15 protein-coding genes are annotated in these 20,036 nt (G+C 67.2%); 9 read left to right on the forward strand and 6 right to left on the reverse strand.

The window, feature by feature from the left end:
* The first annotated feature begins 90 nt into the window (after positions 1-90).
* The 3 genes from AAC997_RS15160 (at position 91) to rpoH (ending at position 3,034) form a co-directional block, all read left to right on the forward strand.
* Positions 91-936 carry a helix-turn-helix transcriptional regulator gene (locus tag AAC997_RS15160; RefSeq protein WP_340646536.1) on the forward strand — a complete coding sequence of 282 codons (846 nt, stop codon included), beginning with the start codon at positions 91-93 and terminating at the stop codon, positions 934-936.
* Complete coding sequence (locus tag AAC997_RS15165) at positions 936-1,943, forward strand: RluA family pseudouridine synthase (protein WP_340646550.1); 1,008 nt, start codon at positions 936-938, stop codon at positions 1,941-1,943. The genes AAC997_RS15160 and AAC997_RS15165 overlap by 1 nt, the downstream gene beginning before the upstream one ends.
* A 203-nt stretch (positions 1,944-2,146) precedes the next feature.
* Positions 2,147-3,034, forward strand: coding sequence for an RNA polymerase sigma factor RpoH (gene rpoH, locus AAC997_RS15170; RefSeq protein WP_340646537.1), 888 nt, complete (start codon positions 2,147-2,149; stop codon positions 3,032-3,034).
* Positions 3,035-3,094: 60 nt separating this feature from the next.
* Here the strand turns inward: rpoH and AAC997_RS15175 are convergent, their stop codons facing one another.
* Positions 3,095-3,928, reverse strand: a complete 834-nt coding sequence (locus tag AAC997_RS15175) for a response regulator (protein ID WP_340646538.1) — start codon at positions 3,926-3,928, stop codon at positions 3,095-3,097.
* A 114-nt stretch (positions 3,929-4,042) separates the two neighbouring features.
* Complete coding sequence (locus tag AAC997_RS15180) at positions 4,043-5,329, reverse strand: adenylosuccinate synthase (protein WP_340646539.1); 1,287 nt, start codon at positions 5,327-5,329, stop codon at positions 4,043-4,045.
* Between the two features lie 218 nt (positions 5,330-5,547).
* Here AAC997_RS15180 and AAC997_RS15185 point away from each other — a divergent pair, with 218 nt between their 5' ends.
* The 3 genes from AAC997_RS15185 (at position 5,548) to AAC997_RS15195 (ending at position 9,087) form a co-directional block, all read left to right on the forward strand.
* The gene (locus AAC997_RS15185; RefSeq protein ID WP_340646540.1) at positions 5,548-5,967 is read left to right on the forward strand and encodes a VOC family protein; all 420 of its coding nucleotides are present in this window, start codon (positions 5,548-5,550) and stop codon (positions 5,965-5,967) included.
* Positions 5,964-6,941, forward strand: a complete 978-nt coding sequence (locus AAC997_RS15190) for a threonine/serine dehydratase (RefSeq protein WP_340646541.1) — start codon at positions 5,964-5,966, stop codon at positions 6,939-6,941. The genes AAC997_RS15185 and AAC997_RS15190 overlap by 4 nt, the downstream gene beginning before the upstream one ends.
* Positions 6,942-7,074: 133 nt before the next feature.
* Positions 7,075-9,087, forward strand: coding sequence for an ATP-binding protein (locus AAC997_RS15195; protein ID WP_340646542.1), 2,013 nt, complete (start codon positions 7,075-7,077; stop codon positions 9,085-9,087).
* A 3-nt stretch (positions 9,088-9,090) separates the two neighbouring features.
* Here AAC997_RS15195 and AAC997_RS15200 read toward each other — a convergent pair whose 3' ends face one another.
* Genes AAC997_RS15200 through AAC997_RS15210 form a run of 3 tightly spaced genes read right to left on the reverse strand, consistent with a single transcriptional unit; the run spans position 9,091 to position 14,776 of the window.
* Positions 9,091-12,231, reverse strand: a complete 3,141-nt coding sequence (locus tag AAC997_RS15200; protein WP_340646543.1) for an efflux RND transporter permease subunit — start codon at positions 12,229-12,231, stop codon at positions 9,091-9,093.
* Entirely contained in the window at positions 12,228-13,343 is a 1,116-nt protein-coding gene (locus AAC997_RS15205) for an efflux RND transporter periplasmic adaptor subunit (protein ID WP_340646544.1), read from the reverse strand. Before AAC997_RS15205 ends, AAC997_RS15200 begins: the two co-directional genes overlap by 4 nt.
* A gap of 2 nt (positions 13,344-13,345) precedes the next feature.
* Positions 13,346-14,776 carry a TolC family protein gene (locus AAC997_RS15210; RefSeq protein WP_340646545.1) on the reverse strand — a complete coding sequence of 477 codons (1,431 nt, stop codon included), beginning with the start codon at positions 14,774-14,776 and terminating at the stop codon, positions 13,346-13,348.
* Positions 14,777-15,067: 291 nt separating this feature from the next.
* Here AAC997_RS15210 and AAC997_RS15215 point away from each other — a divergent pair, with 291 nt between their 5' ends.
* Both AAC997_RS15215 and AAC997_RS15220 read left to right on the forward strand, forming a co-directional pair.
* Positions 15,068-16,723, forward strand: coding sequence for a M28 family metallopeptidase (locus AAC997_RS15215; RefSeq protein WP_340646546.1), 1,656 nt, complete (start codon positions 15,068-15,070; stop codon positions 16,721-16,723).
* Between the two features lie 14 nt (positions 16,724-16,737).
* Positions 16,738-17,541 (forward strand): DUF72 domain-containing protein, encoded by an 804-nt coding sequence (locus tag AAC997_RS15220; protein ID WP_340646547.1) that lies wholly within the window; start codon positions 16,738-16,740, stop codon positions 17,539-17,541.
* Between the two features lie 103 nt (positions 17,542-17,644).
* Here the strand turns inward: AAC997_RS15220 and AAC997_RS15225 are convergent, their stop codons facing one another.
* Positions 17,645-17,953 (reverse strand): energy transducer TonB, encoded by a 309-nt coding sequence (locus tag AAC997_RS15225; protein ID WP_340646548.1) that lies wholly within the window; start codon positions 17,951-17,953, stop codon positions 17,645-17,647.
* A gap of 241 nt (positions 17,954-18,194) precedes the next feature.
* On the opposite strand from AAC997_RS15225, the gene AAC997_RS15230 reads away from it, so the two are divergent.
* On the forward strand, positions 18,195-20,036 hold a 1,842-nt coding region (locus AAC997_RS15230; RefSeq protein WP_340646549.1), incomplete at its 3' end, for a methyl-accepting chemotaxis protein.

Below are 20,036 nucleotides of genomic sequence, written 5' to 3' on the forward strand. Positions count from 1 at the left end.
CCGTTGCATTCCAGGGCGGGTGTGAAATCATCGCCCATGTCCTCAACCCGCTTCTCCGAAAAACTGGCGCTGGTCCTGAAAGCGCTTTCCATGAGTCGCGGCCGCCTCGCCTCTGAACTGGGCGTGGACAAGTCGCTGGTTGGACGCTGGGTTTCAGGCGCCGTGAATCCCTCCTCTCACAATCTCGAAAACCTGACGCGCTTGATCGCGAGCAAACGCGACGGGTTCACCATGCTCGACTGGGACCGCGATTTCGCCGGCCTGGCCACGCTGTTTGAGGTCGAACCGACGCTGGCCGAGCCTGCCCTCAAGGCGGCGGCCGGGGGCGTGCTCGACGCTCTGTTCGGTCCGCTCCAGGAGGCGGCGCGGAACGCTGACCCAGACCGCGTCGCCCCATATGAAGGGTTTTGGCGCTCCACCATGGCGGCGCCCGGGCAGCCGGTTCGGATGCTCTGCATATACGGCCTGATCCGCCGGGCCGAGCATGGGCTGATCGAATTCCGAGGTGGGTGCGCGGGCCTGCTCTATGATGGATTCCTGCTGCCGGCCGAGGGCAAGCTGTTCGCCATGGTGCTGGACGTTTGGGCCCGGACCCCGGTGGCGATGATCCTCAATACCGTCTCACTCCCGCGAGCGACCCGGTTGGATGGTCTTGTGCTGACCGCACTTATGGACTCCAACCGCACCCCCCTGGCCACCCCTATCGTGTTCGAGCGGATCGGAGATCTCTGCGGCGACCGGGAAGCAGACAATCGGACCTTCGACGAACTCAAGAAGCGCAAGCCGTTCCCCGAGGCCGACGAATTCAGCCCCGAGGTTCAGGCCCACATCGTGCGGGACTTCGGCCCAAGCGCGGCCCTGGCAGGGGGCGACCAACTTCTCATGTCCAGCCTCGCGCGGAGCCTGACGACGGGCGCAATGGCCGCTCAAAAATGATGGTCGCGCCGCCGGACACGCCAGCCGACGACCCCTCAGAGGAGCTTGGCGAGACGGTCACTCTGACCCTCGCGGCCGAGCACGCCGGTGGAAGGCTGGACAAGACCCTGGCCGAGCACCTGCCCGACCTGTCGCGGGCCCGCATCCAAGCCCTGATGGCGGCCGGCATGGTCAGCCGAGAGGGCAGGGTCCTGACCGACACCTCCGCCAGGGCGCAGGCCGGTGACTACGAACTGCTGATCCCGCCGCCGGAGGCTGCCGAGCCCCAGGCCGAGGCGATTGCGCTGACCGTGCTCTACGAGGACGCCCACCTGATCGTGGTGGACAAGCCGCCGGGGATGGCGGTCCATCCCGCGCCGGGCACCCCCAGCGGCACCCTGGTGAACGCCCTGCTGGCCCATTGCGGCGACTCACTGTCAGGCATCGGCGGGGTGGCGCGGCCGGGCATCGTCCACCGGATCGACAAGGAGACCTCCGGCATCGTGGTGGTGGCCAAGACCGACGCCGCCCACCAAGGTCTGTCGGCCCTGTTCGCGGCCCACGACATCGACCGGGTTTATGTGGCTCTGGTGCGCGGCGCGCCCTCGCCCGCCAAGGCCACCATCGTCACCCAGATCGGCCGCTCCTCCACCGATCGCAAAAAGATGGCGGTGCTGAAATCGGGCGGTCGCGAGGCCATCACCCACTATTCGACGCGCAAGGTGTTCGGACCGCAGAAGAAACCTCAGGCCGCGCGCCTGGAGTGCACCCTGGAGACCGGCCGCACCCATCAGATCCGCGTGCACCTGGCGTCCAAGGGCAGCCCGTGTCTGGGCGACCCTGTCTACGGCTCGGGCCCGCCGACGCCGGCGGTTCGCGAGGCCATGTCCCAGGCCGGACTGACCCGTCAGGCGCTGCACGCCGCGGTGCTGGGCTTCGTGCATCCCGTGACCGGGGAGACCATGCGGTTCGAGAGCGCCCTGCCACCGGATATGGCGCAGCTGGAAGCTTTGCTCGCAGCCCTGTGAGAAAGCTTGCGGGCCGGGCGCCTTGATGGCGCCACGTCACAGGAATAGAAATACCCCAGTTGAGCAGTCGGACTTACAGGTCGTCCTCCCAACGCCCTTCCGCACTTGAAACCCAATACCTATCTAGATGGTTGAGGGGGCGGACGGACGCGCGCGAACCAAGCGCGGCGACCCAGATGTCCGGGAAATAGGGGATTTGATCCATGGCCACGAACGCGCTGTCCGTGATGTCGCCCGATGGCGGCCTGAGCCGGTATCTCACCGAGATCCGGAAGTTTCCGATGCTGGCCAAGGATGAGGAATTCATGCTGGCCAAGCGCTGGAAGGAACATGAAGACCCGGAGGCCGCCCACCGCATGGTGACCTCCCACCTGCGCCTGGTGGCCAAGATCGCCATGGGCTATCGCGGCTACGGCCTGCCGATCGGGGAAGTGATCTCCGAGGGCAATGTCGGCCTGATGCAGGCGGTGAAGAAGTTCGAGCCCGACAAGGGGTTCCGCCTGGCGACCTATGCCATGTGGTGGATCCGCGCCTCGATACAGGAATACATCCTGCGGTCCTGGAGCCTCGTGAAGATGGGCACCACGGCGGCGCAGAAGAAGCTGTTCTTCAACCTGCGCAAGGCCAAGAGCCAGATCAGCGCCTTCCAGGACGGTGATCTACACCCTGACCAGGTGGCGATCATCGCCACCAAGCTGGGGGTGTTGAACGAGGAAGTCATCTCGATGAACCGCCGGCTGTCGGGCCCCGACGCCTCCCTGAACGCGCCCCTGCGCGTGGACGGCGAGAGCGAGTGGCAGGACTGGCTGGAGGACGAGACCTCCGTCAGCCAGGAGACCCAGGTCGCTGAGAACCAGGAGCGGACCCAGCGCATGGGCCTGCTGGAGGAAGCGATGACCGAGCTTTCCGACCGCGAGCGCCACATCCTGACCGAGCGGCGGCTGAAGGACGACCCGTCGACCCTTGAGCAATTGGCGTCCGAGTATGGCGTCAGCCGCGAACGCGTGCGCCAGATCGAGGTGCGCGCCTTCGAGAAGCTGCAGAAGTCGATGCAGACCGCGGCGCAGGAACGGAACCTGGTCAACGCCTGACGCGGCCTGACCGAAACCCAAGCAAGCCCTTCCCGGAAACGGGGAGGGCTTTTTGCGGACCTAGACTGAAACGACCGCGCGGTCGGAGGGTTTGCGGCTGAGGTCATCAGCCGGGAGCCGGGCCAGCAGCGGCGCAGCAGCGGCGGCGACGTCCTTGGGGATCAGCACACCGCAGTCCGCGGCGCCGGCAAGATACCGCTGAAAATCGGCCACCGTGGTCACCAGCTTCAGATCGCCGAGGGCGACGGCGGCCTTCTGCAGGTCTGACCCTTGCGCCTGCATCGAGCGCAGGGCCTGCTTCGGATCGCTGGCCACCGCGGTGACGGCCGACTTCAGGATTTTCAAGGCCTGTGTAACTCGCGCGGCGTCGGGGGTGGCCTTGATGTCCGAGCGGCGTTTGAGCTTGCCCGTATAGTCGCCGGAGTTGAACCGCCGCCGGTCGGGGCCGATATAGTCGACAGCCTCCACCCAGTCGCGAGGCCGCAGGGTCACGGCCTCCAGGCGGCGCAGCAGATCCTTGGCATTGTAGGGTTTGCGCAGGAATTCGTGCACTCCGGCGTCGCGAGCGCCCAGGATGGCGGCGGCCGTGGCCGTGGCGGTCACCATGACAATGGGCGCCTGGCGGCAGTTCATCTCGCTGCGGCGGACGCGACGGGCGAAGTCCACGCCGTCAACCTTGTCGCCGCTCAGTTCCACGAAGATGAGCTGCGGATTGACCACCTCCGCGGCCTCCAGACCCTTGCGGTTGCTGGGGGCGTTCCAGAGGTGGCCCGCGGAGATGTTGCGCATCAAGTCAGCCAGCAGGCGCGCGCTCGCCGGCGCCGGATCAACGATCAGCACTCTCTGCAGCATGGGGACCATGCGCTGAATGAGCTTGTCTTCTTCGTTGAACACGAGGCCGGGGGACTCCTGGAAAATCTCCCCCAATATGGGTCTGGTGGGTAAAGAACGCCTTGACGACATCTCAAGATCGCCGCGGCGATCGGCCGCGACGCCCTGATCGTTTCCTCAGTCCTGGAACGGGTCACGCACCATGATGGTGTCGTCGCGCTGAGGGCTGGTGGAGACCATGGCGGCAGGCGCCCCGATCAGTTCCTCGACCCTGCGGACATACTTCACCGCATTGGCGGGCAGGTCCTTCCAGGAGGTGGCGCCGGCGGTGCTTTCGCTCCAACCCTCCATCTCCTCATAGATAGGCTCGAGGGCCGACTGGGCCTTCAGGCCAGCGGGCAGGTAGTCGAAGGTCTTGTCCCCAAGCTTGTAGCCGACGCAGATCTTGAGCTTGGGCAGGCCGTCTAGAATGTCGAGTTTGGTGAGCGCGATGCCGTCGATGCCGTTCAGCGCCACCGACTGGCGCACCAACACCGCGTCGAACCAGCCGCAACGGCGCGGACGGCCTGTGACCACCCCGAACTCCTTGCCCACCGTGCCCAGATGCTGGCCGATGTCGTCGAACAACTCGGTGGGGAACGGCCCCTCGCCAACCCGGGTCGTATAGGCCTTCACGATTCCCAGAACATAGCCCGGCCCCTTGGGCCCCAGGCCCGAGCCCGCCGCCGCCTGTCCGGCCACGGTGTTGGAGGACGTGACATAGGGATAGGTGCCGTGGTCGACGTCCAGCAGGGCGCCCTGAGCCCCCTCGAACAACACCCGCTTGCCCGACTTCACCACCTCGTCCAGCAGACGCCAGGCCGGCTGGGCGAAGGGCAAGATCTTGGGCGCGATCTCTTCGAGCGCCGCCAGCAGTTGCGCGCCGTCATACTCCGGCAGGCCGAGACCCCGGCGCAGCGGCGTGTGGTGGGCCAGCAGACGGTCGATCTTGGCCTCCAGAGCGTCACGGTCGGCCAGGTCGCCGACGCGGATCGCCCGGCGGCCGACCTTGTCCTCATAGGCCGGGCCGATACCGCGGCCAGTGGTGCCGATCTTGTTGACCGCCGCCGCCTCGCGGGCCTGGTCCAGATCGCGGTGCAGGGGCAGGATCAGGCAGGCGTTGTCGGCCAGGACCAGCAGGTCGGGCGTGATGTTGACGCCCTGGCCCCCCAGCTTGGCGATCTCCTCCAGCAGGTGCCAGGGATCGACCACGACACCGTTGCCGATCACCGAAAGCTTGCCCTGCACCACGCCAGAGGGCAGCAGCGATAGCTTGTAGACCTGATTGCCCACCACCAGGGTGTGTCCGGCGTTATGGCCGCCCTGGAAACGCACGACGACGTCGGCCCGGTTGGACAGCCAGTCCACCAGCTTGCCCTTGCCTTCGTCGCCCCACTGGGCCCCGATCACGGTCACATTAGCCATGCAGATACGATCTCCCGGCCTGCCGAGAGGGTCCAGCCACGCCCTTCGACAGGCACCTCGGCGGATGGACTTTATCGATTTTAGGAACCGCGACCGGGCCTCGCGGGCGCCAGGGTCGTGTTCGTCGGGTGTAGAGCATCCAGGCGCCCCCGCCGTCAAGGCGCGGTGGGCGAAATCGGCGCTTAACGGCGTGGCTCGCGAGGGTCTATGAGGCCAGTATGACCCTGCCCCGTTTCCATCTCGCCTTTCCTGTCCGCGACCTGGCGGAGGCCCGCGCCTTCTATGGCGGCCTGCTGGGCTGCCCCGAGGGTCGCTCGAGCCCCGACTGGATCGACTTCGACTTCTACGGTCACCAGATCGTCGCCCATCTGTCTCCCGACGAGGTCGGCCACAGGGCCACCAGCGCCGTGGACGGCGAGGACGTGCCGGTGCGCCACTTCGGGGCGATCCTGACCCTGCCGCAATGGGAAGCAATGGCGGCCAGGCTGAAGGCGGCGGGCACAAGGTTCGTCATTGAGCCCCAGGTCCGCTTCAAGGGCGAACCCGGAGAGCAGGCGACGCTGTTCTTCCTCGACCCGTCGGGGAACGCGCTGGAGTTCAAGGCCTTCGCCGACGACGCCATGGTGTTCGCCAAATGAGCGTGACCCTGGCCGACATCGAGGCCGCCGCCGCGCGGATCAAGGGCCATGCGGTGGAAACGCCGCTGATCGAGAGCCCGGCCCTCAACGACCGCCTGGGACGCCGGGTGCTGATCAAGCCCGAAACCCTGCAGCGGGTCGGCGCCTTCAAGTTCCGGGGCGCATACAACCGCCTAGCCCAGCTTGACGCTGACCAGCGTAAGGCCGGCGTCGTCGCCTTCTCCTCCGGCAACCACGCCCAGGGCGTGGCGCTTGCGGCGAAACTGCTGGGCATCCCGGCCCTGATCGTCATGCCCGCCGACGCGCCTGTCGTGAAGGTGGAGGCGACCCGGGGCTATGGCGCCGAAGTCCGCCTCTATGACCGCCTGACCGAGGACCGCGTGGCCATCGCCGCGCAGATCGCCGCGCAACGCGGCTCCGTCGTGGTTCCAGCCTTCGACGACCTGGACATCATCGCGGGCCAAGGGACGGTGGGCCTGGAACTGGTGACGCAGGCCAAGGCCCTGGGGGTCACCTTCGACGTGGTGGTCTCCCCCGTCGGCGGCGGCGGCCTGATGGCCGGGGTCGCCACGGCGGTGAAGGCGCTTTCCCCCAAGACGGCCCTCGTGGGGGTGGAGCCGGCCGGCTTCGACGACACCCTTCGGTCGCTACAGGCTGGATCACGCCAGACCCTGACACCCACCACCCGCTCGCTCTGCGACGCCCTGGAGTCTCCGGCGCCAGGCGAACTGACCTTCCCGATCCTGCAGCAGACCCTCGCCGACATCGCCGTGGTGAGCGACGCTGAGGTGGCCCACGCCATGCGCTACGCCTTTTCCACGCTGAAGCTGGTGACGGAGCCCGGCGGTTCGGTCGGCCTGGCCGCCCTGCTGGCCGGTAAGGTCAAGACCTGGGGCGACGGTACGACCGGCCTTGTGCTGTCGGGCGGCAATGTCGATCCGGCGCTGTTTGCGGAAATTCTGGCCGGCGACTAGCCCCCGATTTGCACCCGAATGGGTGCGGCGGTTTGTCTCGCCAGGCCAAACTACGCCTTAACCCGGCCTTGAGGGACCACGGCCAAGGTTGCCGTTCAACGCAGTCAAAGCCTGCGACCGAACGGGGACCCTCGTGGCCAAACGCGATTCAGGGCGCCCAGGCGTCGCAAGGCCGGCCCTGACAGCCCACCTGAACAACCTTCCCGCGACGTGGAAGCTCACCCTGGCCTTCGCCGTCGTGCTGTCGGCCATCGGCGCCATGGGCTTGTTCCTGGCGATCAACCTGAGCGTCGTTCAAAAGGCCGAGGCGGACGACAATCACGCCCATAGGGTGGCGGCCACCGCCAGCAGCGCCCTTTTCGCCCTGACCCGTCAGGAAGACTCGCTGCGCGGCTACATCATTTCCGGCGACCCCTTCTACGCTCGGCGGATCGCGGAAGATCACCGCCCGCTGTTTCAGGCGCGTATGGCCGAGCTGGAGCGGCTCGCCGCAGGCGACCCTGATCTGAACGGCCAGATCGACCAGGCCCAGGCGGCCTATGACATCTGGAATGAATGGACGGTCGACCGCGCCCTGGAATTGGCGGGCGCCCGGGATACCAGAGCCCTCGCCGCCGAGATGGTCGGGCCGGCCAGCCCCGCCGACGACCTGATCGCGCCGGCCGAGCGGGCCCTGGAAACCATCCAGGCGCAGAGCCAGCACGCGGTGGAGGTGAGCGGCGCGCGCAAGGCCGAGGCCATGCAGGCGATGAGCACGGCCCTGGCGCTCGGCGTAGTGTTCGCCGCTCTCAGCGCTGCGGTCATGGGCCTGGCGCTCCGCCGCAGCATGGCCAACCCTATCGTTCGGCTCACCGCGGTGATGAACCGCCTGGCGGGTGGTGACCACTCGGTCTCGATCCCGGCCGTCGAACGCCGCGACGAGGTCGGCCTCATGGCCCAGGCCGTGGTCACCTTCCGCGACGCCGCGGTGGAGAAGGAGTTGCTGGAGGCCGAGGCCGAGGTGCGCCGGGAGGAGGCCCAGGCCCTGGCCCTGCAGGCTCAGGCGGCCAATCATGCCAAATCAGAATTCCTGGCCACCATGGCCCACGAGCTTCGCACCCCGCTCAATGGCGTGCTGGGGCTGGTGGACGTCATGGGCCGGACCCAGCTGAACCCCGCGCAGCGGGAGCATCTGGCCACCATCGGCGCCTCGGGTCGGGCCCTGGTCAGCGTCGTCAACGATGTGCTGGACATCTCCCGGATCGAGGCCGGCAGCCTCGAGATTCTGCCCGAACCCTTCGACATGGACCGCCTGACCGGCGATCTGGACGCGATCTACAGCGGTATGGCCGCCAACCAGGGCCTGACCTTCAGCCTCACGGTCGATCCGGCCGCCCGCGGCTGGCGGCTCGGGGACCCCGCTCGCCTGCGGCAGATCGCTGGCAACCTGATCTCCAACGGGCTGAAATTCACCCAGGTCGGCGAGGTGCGCGCCGCCTTCTTCCTGCGCGGTGACCAGGTTGTCCTGGAGGTGACCGATACAGGGATCGGCGTCGCCGCCCACCAGCAGGCCGAGATGTTTGACCGGTTCGTCCAGGCCGACGGCTCCTCGACACGGCGCTTCGGCGGCGCGGGTCTGGGCTTGGCGATCTGCAAGGAATTGTCGGAGCTGATGGGCGGGACCATCGTCTTCACCAGCGAACTGGGGGTGGGTTCCACCTTCACCCTGATGGTTCCCATGCCCGCCTGCGCCGCGCCGGTCGAGCCGCATGCCGAGGGGGCCCCGGACGAAAAGCTGCGCATCCTGGTGGTGGACGACAACGCCACCAACCGCCTGGTGCTCTGCGCCCTGCTGGAACAGTTGGGCTTGGCCGCAGAGTGCGTCGTCAACGGAGTCGAAGCCGTGGCCGCCTGGGAGACCACCGCCTGGGACGCCATCCTGATGGACATTCACATGCCCGAGATGGACGGCGTCACCGCCACCTCCAGCATCCGCCGGCGCGAAATCGAGCTCGGGCGCGACAAGACCCCGATCATCGCCGTCACCGCCAGCGTCCAGCCGGAGGAGACCCGCGGCTACTTCTCGGCCGGGATGGACGACTGCGTGCCCAAGCCCGTCGACACCCGCGCCCTGGTGAGCGCGCTCCAGGGGGTCCTGGCCGCCTAGGTGCTAGAGCCGGTCCTCGGGCGCGACCGTGGCGGGAGCTTCACGCGGGGTGATCAGCTTGGCCAGGCGCGGGCGCAGCCACATCTCGAAGTCGTCCACCAGTTCGTAGACCACCGGCACCAGGACCAGGGACAGCAGGGTCGAGGTGATCAGACCGCCGATCACGGCCACGGCCATGGGCTGACGGAACTCCGCGCCCTTTTCCAGGGCGAACGCGGTGGGCAGCATGCCGGCGGCCATGGCCATGGTTGTCATCACGATAGGCCGGGCCCGCTCGCGGCACGCCTCCAGGATGGCGTCGCGCTGCGGGATACCCTCACGCTCGCGTTCGATGGCGTATTCCACCAGCAGGATGGAGTTCTTCGCCGCCAGTCCCATCAGCATCAGGAAGCCGATCAGGGACGGGATCGAGAGCGAGAGATTGAAGATCAGCAGACCCAGGAAGGCGCCCGCGAAGGACAGCGGTAGGGCGGTCAGGATCACCGCCGGCTTGAAGAAGCTGCGGAACAGCAGGACCAGCACGCCGTAGATCATCGCCACGCCGGCGAAGAGGGCGAGCCCGAAGGAGCCGAACAGTTCCTGCTGGGCCTCCAATTGACCGGTCTCGGCCGGCGCCACGCCGGGGGGCAGGTTCTTCATGATCGGCAAGGCGCGGACACGCTTGTAGGCGTCCCCCAGTTCCGCGCCGTTCAGCTCGGCCTGGATGGTCAACTGGCGCTTGCGGTTCAGGCGGTCGATCTTGGCGGGTCCGGCCTGGAAGCTGACATCGGCCACGGCGTCCAAGGTTGTGGTTCCGCCCGTGACGGTCGGGACACGCAGGGCCTTGATCCGCTCCAGGTCGGCCCGGGCGTCGGCCGGCATCCGGATGCGGATGGGGATACGCCGCTCACCCACGGTGAGCTTGGCGACGTTGGCGTCGATGTCACCCACTGTGGCCACGCGGGCGACGGTGGCGATGGTCTCCACCGAGACACCGAGGCGGGCGGCCTCGTCGGCGCGCGGGCGCACGATGAGCTCCGGCCCGACCGGCGGCGCCGAGGCGTGCGGATCGGCGATGATGTCGATGGTCCGCATCTGCTTTTCCAGCTCCAGCGAGGCGGCCGTAAGCGCGGCAGGATCGTTGGACGCGAGGATGGCCTGCAGGCCGGCGCCCCCCTGGAAATCCATGAAAGTGATGCGGGCGTCAGGCACCTCCCGCAGGGCCTGGCGGGTCTGGGCCTTCAGCTCGTCGCCGCTGATCGAGCGGTGCTCGTTCAACAGGACGGTGACCGTGCCGTTCCGCAGGTCGCCGCCGCCGCCGCCGCCGCCGAAGCCGGGGCCGCCGCCGCCGGCGGTGGAGCCAACCTGGGCGAAGACGGCGCGGACCGCGGGATGGCCTTCAAAAACCCGGCTGACGCGAAGAGCGACATCCTCCATGGCCGCGGCGTCGGCGCCTGGCGGGCCCTGGAGGTCGACATAGATGTAGTCCGGGTCACCGGCAGGCTGGAACCCCTGGGGCAGCATCGGAACCAGGAACAGGGAACCCACGAACACCACGCCGCCCAGGATGCAGGCGACGATACGGTGGTCCAGGGACCACTCAAGAGCGTTTCGGTAGAAGCCCTCGAAGGGCTTGCGTTCCACCGGATGGCTGGTGGGCTTCAGCAGGTAGGCGGCCATCAGCGGCGTTAGCAGGCGCGCCACCACCAGGGAGAACATGACCGCCACGCAGACGGTGAGGCCGAACTCCCGGAAGAACTGGCCGGCCATGCCCTTCATGAAGCTGACGGGCATGAACACCACGATGATGGCCATGGTGGTGGCCACCACGGCCAGGCCGATGGCGTCGGCGCCCTGCAGGGCGGCCTGGAACGGCCGCATGCCCTGGGCCACCCGCTTCTCGATGTTCTCGATCTCGACGATGGCGTCGTCGACGAGAATGCCCACCACCAGGGTCAGGGCCAGCAGGGTCACCACGTTCAGCGAGAACCCGAACAGGTTCATGAAGAAGAAGGTCGGGATCAACGAGACCGGCATGGCGAAGGCGGTGATCATCGTCGAGCGCCAATCGCGCAGGAATACGAACACCACGATGGCCGCCAACAGCATGCCTTCCAGCAGCACGTGCTGGGTGGCGCGGAAGCTGGCGCGGGTCTCATCGACCGAGGAGAAGATGCGGGTGAAGGAGACCCCCTTGTGGTCCGTCTCCAGCTTGGCGATCGCCTTGATCACCGCGTCGTCGACACCGACGTCGCTGGAATCGCGGGTCTTCATCACCTGGAAGCCCACCACCGGGGCGCCGTTCAGGCGGGCGAAGCCACGCACCTCGCTGGAGCCGTCGCCGACCTCGGCCACCTCGGTCAGTTTCACATAACGCCCACCGCCGGTGGGTATGGTCAGCTCGCGCAGCGCCTTGAGCGTATTGACCGCGCCCAGCACCCGCAGGGTCTGCTCGCGTCCGCCCACGGCGACCCGGCCGCCAGGCGCATCAATGTCGAAGCTGCGGAGGGCGTTGTTGATCTGGGGCGCGGTGAGCCCACGGGCCGCCATGCGATCAGGGTCGATAATGACGTTGATTTCGCGGTTCACCCCCCCGACGCGGGAGATTTGCGACACACCCTTCTCGGTCTGGAGTTCACGGGCGATGGTGTCGTCGATGAACCAGGAGAGTTCGGCGTCGGACATGGCCGGCGCAGCCACGGCATAGGTCAGGATCGGCTGGCTATCCAGCTCCACCCGAGTCACCGTCGGCTCATCGATCTCGCGCGGCAGGACCGCTCGGGTCTGGTCCATGCGCGAGCGGACCTCGTCGGTTTTCTTCTGCAGGTCTTCGCCCAGCTCGAACTCGACATTGGTGGTGGAGACCCCCAGCGTCACGGTCGAGTAGATGTTCTTGACGTTGGAGATGCCGGCGATGGCGTCCTCCACCGGCCGGGTGATCTGGGTCTCGATTTCGCCCGGCGCCGCGCCCGATTGGGTCACGGTGATGTTCACCATCGGGAACTGGACGTTGGGGAACTGCTTCACCGGCAGTCCGCCGTAGGAAATCATCCCGGCCAGGATCAGGGCGATGAACAGCACCACCACCGGGACGGGGTTGCGGATCGCCCAGGAGGAAATCTGGAAACTGCCGTCGGCGTCGTGATCTTTCGGCGCGTGGGTCATTTCTTCACGCTCGCCGCCTTGGGCATGGGAACCGGGCCTTCGCTCGGCCGCACCATGTCACCATCCAGCAGGAAGGCCGCGGCGTTCAAAACCACGCGGGAGCCGGCCGGCGGCCCCTTGATCAGGGACACCAGACCCGAGCCGCGCGGACCCGTCTGCACCTTGACCCGCTTCACGCGGTTGTCGGCGCCGACCACCATCACGCTGGCGCCGTCAGCGTCGTAGCGCACGGCGGTCTCCGGCACCGCCAGGCTCTGGCCCACGGCGTCGGCGAACAAGGCCCGGCCGTAGCCGCCCGAACGGATGTCGGCGCGGACCGGCAGGCGGATGCGCACCGTGCCGAGCTTGGTCTGGGCGTTCACCTGCGGCGAAACCAGGCGGACCGTGCCCTCGGCGCTGGTTCCCGTGGAAAGCGCAACCGTGGCGCGCTGACCGGGGCGCACCCGGGCCAGATCCTCTTCGGACAGTTCGGCCAGCAGTTCGACCTCACCGCCCTGGGCGATCCGGAACCACGGCGTCGCGCCGCCGGCCGAGAGCTCGCCCGGACGGACGTTGCGTTCCAGCACCAGGCCGGAGACCGGAGCGGTGACGGCGAGCTTGCTGGCGCGCGTGCGGGCGTCCTTGTAGGCGGCGGCCTGGGCGTTGGCGGTGGCGCGCGCGGCGCGGGCCTGGAAGCGGCGCTGATCGAGCTGTTCCTGCGAGAGCACGCCCTGACCATCGAGGCCCTGCACGCGGGCGGACTGCGCCTCGGCCTGTTCGGCCTGGATGGCGCTCTGAGCGGCGAGCGCTCCCTGCTGTTCCACCTGCGCGACGATCAGGGCGCCGTCGAGCTGAACCAGGGTCTGGCCCGCGCGGACATACTGCCCGGCGTCGACGAGCACCCGAGCCACACGGTAGCCGGTGACCTCAGGCAGGACGGCGGCCTCCTCGCGAGGCGTTAGCACTCCCGAGGCGGTGAGCGAACCGATGATCTGGCGCGGCTCGACCTTGACCACCCGGACGGCGCGGGCGCGCTGGGTGTCGGTCTCCTTGGCCGGCGGCTTCTTACCGCAGCCGGCGAGGGCGAAGGTCGCGACCAGGGCGAGGATGAGGGCAGTTGCGGTTCTCGTCACGTCTAGCGTGCCCCTTGATTGGTCGGCGCCGGGGTGGCGGGCCAGCCGCCTCCGAGCGCCTTGTAGGTCTGGACGGCGCGGCGCAGGGCTTGAACCTGCGCGCTGGTCAGGGCCGATCGGGTGGCGCGCCAGGACTGTTCGGCCCCGAGCGCGCTTGTCAGGTCGTCGAGGCCGGCGGCGTAGCGAACGCGGCTCGCCTCATAGGCTCGCTGGGCGCGAACCGCGCCATCGGCCAGCAGCGCGACCCGGCGACGGTCGGCGTCCAGGCGGGTCAGGGCGCTGTCGGCCTCGCCATAGGCGGTCTGCACCGCCTTTTCATAGGCGATGACCGCCTGTTCCGTCCGCGCGTTCTGAGCCTTCAAATCCTGCAGCAGCTTGGGTATCGACAGGATCGGCTGGGTGACGCCGGCCCCGATCGACCAATTTCGGGTCGAGGACTCGTAGCCCGGCTGCTCGGTTCTGGAGAGGCCGATCCCGGGGGTCAGGGTGAAGGTCGGGAAGAAGGCGAGCCTGGCGTAGGTCAGCCGGCCGGCGGCCGAGCGGACGGCCGCTTCGGCCTGACGGACATCCGGGCGCCGGGCCAGCAGTTCGCCCGGCACGGTGGCCGGGACCGGCGGAATCTCCCCGACGCTGGCCGGGGTGGGGATGCTGGCCAGGGGATCAACACCCCGTCCCACCAGGACCAGCAGGGTTCGGCGGGTCGCCTTCAACTCGGCCTCAAGGCCGGCGGCGTTCCCCTCGGCCTGAGCCAGGTCTCCAGCCACGCGGTCAGCTTCGGAGGAGGACCCCAGCCCACGTTCAGCCCGCACGCTGGCGATCTGCTGCAGGCCGCGCTGGATGCGGGCGGTCTCGCCGGCGTCCTCGAGCTGGATGGCCTGGCCGCGGGCCAGGAAATAGGTGTCGGCGACATTGGCCGCGAGGCTGGCGCGCGCGCCTTCATAGCTGGCCTGCGCCTGGTTGGTGTCGCCCTTGGCGGCCTTGGCCACGGCGAAGATGCGGCCGAAGAGATCCACCTCCCAGCTCACGTTCAAGGTGGCGCTTGCGGTGGTGCTTTCGCCGTTCGTCGAAAAGCCCGGGATGGAAACCACCGTGCCTGAGGTCTGGGTTGTGTGGGTTTCCCGGGTCGAACCCGCCGCGTTGCCCTGGGGCAGGAAGGCGATCAGGGCGTTTGACGAGGTGGCGCGGGCCTCGGCCAGCCGGGCGGCGGCTGAACGAGAATCGGGGGCGCGGACCAAGGCGTCCTCTATCAGGGCGGTGAGCACCGGGTCGTTGAACTGCGTCCACCAACGGTCGAGCGCTGTGACGTCCATTGAGGTCGCGGAGGGCTGCGGCGCCTCGAAGGCGGTCGGCACGGCGACGTCGGGCTTGCGCGCGGAAGCGCACGCGGCAAGCGTCAGGCAGGCCAGTCCGGCTACGAATATGGCGGGGCGCATGATCTCTGTCGTTGTCAGACCGCGAATCGCCGCCGAGTGTATCGGCTTTGGGGAGGCGCAACGCGGTTAGCTGATGCTCCGTTGATCATAGCAAGCCCTCCCCAGAATTGCAGTGGCGATACAAACTGGCTTGGCCATAGCGACTGGGGCGCATCTGTCACACCTTTTTGGCGATAATCGTTCAATACTGAACGATATGACCAAGCACGAACTCACGGGTCGGACGCCCTAGCGTCCACGCACCCGTATCGCTAGGGTCCTGGGCAAATTGGTCCTTGCTCGAGTGCATCCATGAAACAATTCCTCCTGGCCGGCGCGTCCGCGTGGGCTGTTTTAGCCTTTGGCCTTCCGGCCCAAGCCGGTATCGACGCCGCGAAGATCGCCGACCACATCAAGATTCTGGCCTCGGACGCGTTCGAGGGTCGCGGCCCGGCCACCGCCGGCGAGGTCAAGACCGTCAAATACCTGACCGACCAGTTCAAGGCGGTGGGCCTGCAGCCGGGCGGTGACCTGCAGAAGGACGGCACGCGCGCCTGGACTCAGGACGTGCCCCTGGCCCAGTTCGACAACAACGACCCCATCACGGTCAGCGTCACGGTCAACGGGCAGGTCCAGACCTGGGCCCAAGGCGACCAGATCGCCGTCCGCGCGCCGCAGACCGGCGTCGACCACGTGACGGTGAAGGACGCACCCGTCGTTTTCGTCGGCTATGGCGTCAAGGCGCCGGAGCGCGACTGGGACGACTTCAAGGGTTATGACCTGAAGGGCAAGATCGCGCTCGTCCTGGTCAACGACCCAGACTTCGAGACCGGCGCCGGAGACTTCGGCGGCAAGGCCATGACCTATTATGGCCGCTGGACCTACAAGTTCGAGGAGGCCGCGCGCCAGGGCGCCGTTGGCTTCATCGTCATCCACGAGTCCGCGCCAGCCTCATACGGCTGGAACACGGTGAAGAATTCCAACACCAACACCGTCTTCGATATCATCCGCGAGGACCCCACCAAGGACCATGCCCCCATCGAGGCCTGGATTCAGCGCGAGCCGACCGTGGCCCTGTTCAAGGCGTCGGGTCTGGATTTCGAAGTCCTGAAGAAGCAGGCCCAGACCCGCGACTTCAAGCCGGTGGCCCTGACCGGCGTCACCTTCTCCACCGACATCGCGGTGACCGCCAAGAAGATCGTCTCGAAGAACGTGGTGGGCCTGCTGCCCGGGACCAGGCGCCCCGAAGACAAGGTGATCTACACCGCCCACTGGGACCACCTGGGGGTCGGCCTGCCGGACGCCAAGGGCGATCGCATCTATAACGGCGCCCTGGACAACGCCTCGGGCACCTCAGTGCTGATCGAGATGGCCCGCGCCGCCGCCGCCCAGCCGCGCACGCAACGCTCCATGCTGTTCCTGGCCGTCACCGCCGAAGAAAAGGGCCTGCTGGGTTCAGAATACTACGCCACCCATCCGCTCTATCCGCTGGCCACCACTGTGGCGGATATCAATATGGACGGGGTCTCCACCAACGGGCCGTCCAGGGACTTCGGCACCTCGGGCGACGCCCCGCTGACGCTGCAGGACGATCTGATCGAGGTCGCCAAGGGTTTCAACATGACCTACAGCCCCGACCCCCGGCCGGGTGCGGGCAGCTTCTTCCGCTCCGACCACTTCTCCTTCGCCAAGCGCGGCGTGCCGGCCATCTCGTTCGGCGGCGGCCAGGACCTGGTGAACGGGGGCAAGGCGCGCGGCGAAGCGCTCCAGAAGGCCTACACCAGTGAGCGGTATCACCAGCCGGCGGACGAATACTCCCCCGATTGGGACCTGTCCGGCGCGGCGCGGAACGCCGACATGCTGCTGGTGCTGGGGACCAAGCTGGCCAATTCCCGCGCCTGGCCGGAATGGAAGGCGGGGTCTGAGTTCAAGGCTGAGCGGGACAAGACCGCCGGCGCGCGCAAGTAGGGGGAACAGGCGGCATGGCGAAGGCGGGTTACATCCGTGCCGGCATCGGAGGCTTCACCTTTGAGCCCTGGCGCGGCGTCTTCTATCCCGAAGGCCTCAAGCAGGCCGACGAACTTTCCTATGCCAGCCGCCACCTCACCTCCATCGAGATCAACTCCACCTACTATTCGTCCCAGAAGCCCGCGACCTTCGCCAAGTGGAGGGCTGCGACCCCTGAGGGTTTCGTCTTCTCCCTGAAAGCCTCGCGCTTCTGCACCAACCGCAAGATCCTGGCCCAGTCGGGGGAGTCGATCGGCAAGTTCCTCAACCAGGGGATCGTGGAGCTGGGGGACCGGCTAGGGCCGATCCTCTGGCAGTTCATGCCCACCAAGAAGTTCGAACCCGACGACTTCGAGGCCTTCCTCGATCTGCTGCCCAGCACCCATGAGGGCCTGAAACTGCGGCACGTGGTGGAGGTGCGAAATTCCAGCTTCGTGGACCTGGGGTTCGTGAAGATGTGCCGCAACCGCAACGTGGCCATCTGCGTCTCGGAGAACGACCGCTATCCGATGATCGCCGACGTCACGGCCGACTTCGTCTATGCGCGCCTGATCGACGGCTCCGACGACATCCCCACCGGCTATGCTCCGGAGGGGCTGGACAAGTGGGCCCGGCGGTTCACGGAATACGCCCAAGGGCGTTGCCCCGACGACCTGACCCCCATTGACCGAACCGCGCCCGCCGAACAGCCCGTGGACGTGTTCTGCTACTTCATCCACGAGGGCAAGGTGCGCGCTCCGGCCGCGGCGATGGAGTTGATCTCGCGGGTGAACACCTAGAGCGCGCGACAGGCAAGGAAGCGTCGCCCACAATACAAAACGCCCCCGACCCGAGGGTCGGAGGCGCGAATTTGCAAGAATGAGAATTCTTGGAGCTGCGGGTTTAGCCGCCGCCCGGGAAGCGCATCGGAACCTTCACGGTCCCGGTCTTCGAACCCATCGGCAACGCGTCGGCGACGCAGAGCGCGGCCTTGTCGAAGCCCTTGTTCGGCTTGCTGTCCTCGAGCACCTTGCAGCCCGAAAGCTTGCCGGCGTCGGCGGTGCACTCCAGCATGACGACTGCCGAGTCCCGCGTGTTGGCGTTCTTCGTCAGGCAACGGCCCATGCTGTCCTCGAAGCTCCCAGCAGACGCCGAACCGGCGACCGCGAGAGCCAGGGCGCAACCGCCCAAGATCTTGATGATATTTTTCATGCCCCACTCCTTTCTAGATTTGGACAATCTAAGGATGAAGCAGTCGGGTTAAGAGAGTCTGAGGCGGCGCGTCATAATCACGGTTAAGAAATCATGAATACACGAACGCTGTTTTTTGAACCTGTGAATTCAAGCGGGCAACAACAGAAAGCGATTTCATCCCCACTTCGGTGACGTTTGGTTAGCAACCTGAAGGCATGGTGACCGAGTCGCTAACCGTGTTTTACGGGGGGAATATACAGTGAAGCGCTTCAGGCTCGTGGATACGCCGCTGATCATCAAGATCGGTTTCGCACCCGCCTTCGCCCTGGTCATGCTGGCCTGCTTGGCCACCGGAGCCATCATTCTGCAACGCGCCCAGTCGGCCGAGCTGCGGCAGGTGGTCCAGGTGGACATGCCCAACAGCCTGCGAATGCAGAAGGTCTCGGAACGGATCACCGCCGTTCACGGCCAGCTTTACTTCCTGCTGACCCACCAGGCTGCGTCCATTGAGGTCGAGAAGATCGAGGGCGAATCCCAGGCGATGCTGGCCGAGATCGACTCCATCACCAAGGAGGTCGAGACCGCGCGCAAGACCGCCCCCGCCGATCAGAAGAAATCCTATGACGAGCTGATCAAGGCTCTGAAGAACACCCGCGACGCCCTTGATGTGATCTGCGCCATGATCGGCGCCGACTTCGGCACCGCCGCCGGATTCGCCGCACCCTTCGAGGAGGAGTACGCGAAGATGAGCGCCACCCTCCACAGGATCGTGGACGCTGGCCAGAAAGTCACCGACACCAACGCCGCGGCCAGCGCCGCCCGCGCCAAGACCGCTCAGACCGCCACCCTGGTGGGCGCGCTCGCCACCCTGCTGATCGCCGGCGCCCTGGCCATGAGCCTCACCCTGACCCTGCGCCGCGACGTCAAGAAGATCGCCGGCGCCACCGAGGCCCTGTCACGCGGCGACAACGCCATCAACCTGGACGCCTTGGCCCGCAAGGACGAGCTGGGCGCGATTGTCTCCTCCCTGACCGTCTTCCGCGACAACCAGCTCCACCTGGAAAAGCTTCGCCAAGAGCATGAGGTCGCCGAGGCGTCCTCTGAATCGGCCCGTCGTCAGAACGCCGAAGCCGCCGCGGCCATCGCCGAGGAGCAGGCCAACGTGGTCACCAACCTGGCCCGCGCCCTGGATGCGCTGGCCTCCGGCGACCTGACCTACCGCGTCGACACCGAGTTCCCCGGCGACTACCGCAAGCTGCGCGACGACTTCAACGCCGCGGTGGCCAAGCTGGAAGAAGCCATGACGGCCATCGCCAGCGCCACCGCCTCAATCCAGTCGGGCGCCGGCGAGATCAGCCACTCGGCAGACGACCTGTCGCGCCGCACCGAGCACCAGGCCGCGACCCTGGAAGAGACCGCCGCGGCCCTCGACGAGATCACCGCCACCGTCAACAAGACCTCCGAAGGCGCCACCCACGGTCGCGAGGCCACGGCCTCGGCCAAGACCGACGCGGAACAGTCCGGCGAAATCGTCCGCAAGGCCGTCCTGGCCATGAACAACATCCAGGAAGGCTCCAACAAGATCAGCCAGATCATCGGCGTGGTCGACGAGATCGCCTTCCAGACCAACCTGTTGGCCCTGAACGCGGGCGTCGAAGCCGCCCGGGCCGGTGAGTCGGGCAAGGGCTTCGCCGTCGTCGCCTCCGAAGTGCGGGCCCTGGCCCAGCGCTCGGCGGAAGCCGCCAAGGAGATCAAGGCGCTCATCTCGGCCTCGACTCAACAGGTCGCCGAGGGCGTGGGCCTGGTCGACGAGACCGGCAAGGCCCTGGAGCGCATCGTCCGTCAGGTCGGCGAGATTTCCAACGTGGTCGGCGAAATCGCAGCGTCCGCCAAGGAAGAGGCCCTCGGCCTCGGTCAGGTGAACACCGCCGTCAACCAGATGGACCAGGTGACCCAGCAGAACGCGGCCATGGTGGAAGAGTCCACCGCCGCCAGCCGCGTCCTCGCCGACGAGGCCGAGGAACTGGCCCGCCTCGTGGGCCGCTTCCGGGTCACCGGCGGCGCCGCCAGCCGTGCGGCCCCCGCCGCGCCAGCCCGCCAC

This window comes from Phenylobacterium sp., from assembly GCF_037968635.1.
Lineage (GTDB): Bacteria > Pseudomonadota > Alphaproteobacteria > Caulobacterales > Caulobacteraceae > Phenylobacterium.